The organism is Vibrio sp. OPT46, from assembly GCF_015163535.1.
GTDB lineage: Bacteria > Pseudomonadota > Gammaproteobacteria > Enterobacterales > Vibrionaceae > Vibrio > Vibrio alginolyticus.
Map to the genome: position 1 here is coordinate 2,999 of NZ_JADDYG010000433.1, position 1,287 is coordinate 4,285.

Sequence of the window (1,287 nt, forward strand, 5' to 3'; positions counted from 1 at the left end):
AACATGAATTTGACAACATTCGCCTGTATTTTAAACATAAATGGGAATTGTAATAATGAGTAAACAACGCTTTCTTAAAAGGCTCCATCTGGAGCCTTTTTAATTATTTTTAAACTATTTTCTTTAGAGAGCGTGCATACTTGAGGATTTTGTGGGCAATCTTAATATCATTTGAAGCCCCTAGCTCTAAGAGTGCAACCCCAATTAATACTTGCTGCGCAGTAACCAACTGACCAGTTGGAAGCTCTAAGCGATCATGCCGCATTACGAAGTTTTCCCAATCTTCACAAGAGCTCAATTCCCTACCCTTATTCATCCTCATCAAGCGTTTACACTCTGGAGGAATCGATTTTCCCTTATCCCATTCTTTGACCGTTCTCACAGTTTTTAAACAAAGTTTAGCAGCTTCTTCGACGGTTAAACCACATTCAAATTCACGAAAAATATAGTTTTTAGTCATTTCGTGATACTTCATTGAATTGTCCCTCAAAAGAGAGACATTTTATAGGATACGCATATGCAATCGTATTCAACATAAGCGCCCATAATACGAACTTAAAGGTTAGAAGAATCGATTTTGCAGATTTGCTCGACTATTTGAGTATGGATGGAAACACTGAAGCTATTCTGCTTTATTTAGCATTGGTGAAGTCAGTTTAGTTACACCGTATTTGGCTTTTGCTTCCTTGCAAGCTTCATCAGCTGTCTTGTATGGGCCATGAACTTCGATTCCACCACAGCGACCACTTCTGTATCTGACACCATGCACGTTGGTTTTGCATCTTGCTCATTCAATATGAGACAACATGGACACGCATTTGCTTAACCCAAACGTGTAAGTACTACATTAGTTTTATAGGAACAAGGAATCTAACAGATGTAAACTCTCTACTTTTCAATCTATACCTAGATCTTTCTTCATATGTTCACTCAACTCGTTAGTGGTTCTTACATTAATCTTATGTTTGCAATGATGGATTCTCAACTCTTCACCAAATAATTTTACTAGTGATTTGGTATACAAAGTACTAATATTATTTATTATTCTATACAATGTATCTTTCTGATAAACAGATCTTTTCGAATTTTGTATTGCAGTCTTCATATTTTAATATCCTTACACGTTTAACTTTATAATTTAAAAAATCAATTTCAACTTTTATTATTACTTTTTCCGATATGTAATGAATCATTATCAATGATGCACAATCAACAATTAAATCACCCGAATCCAACTTAGTAATTTCACGAGACAAATTCTTTATTTTTAAATCTTTATTTTCTATA

The 1,287-nt window shown here is 34.2% G+C and carries 2 protein-coding genes; both read right to left on the minus strand.

The window, feature by feature from the left end; genetic code table 11:
- Positions 1–109 precede the first annotated feature (109 nt).
- Positions 110–475, minus strand: a complete 366-nt coding sequence (locus IQR33_RS18935; RefSeq protein ID WP_042520892.1) for a phage protein — start codon at positions 473–475, stop codon at positions 110–112.
- Between the two features lie 571 nt (positions 476–1,046).
- Positions 1,047–1,287: hypothetical protein (locus IQR33_RS33540; protein ID WP_228013993.1), on the minus strand; the 241-nt coding region annotated here is incomplete at its 5' end.

Coding starts and splice junctions, on each gene's coding strand:
- IQR33_RS18935 (WP_042520892.1), bottom strand. CDS start 475: ATGAAGTATCACGAAATGACTAAAAACTATATTTTTCGTGAATTTGAA.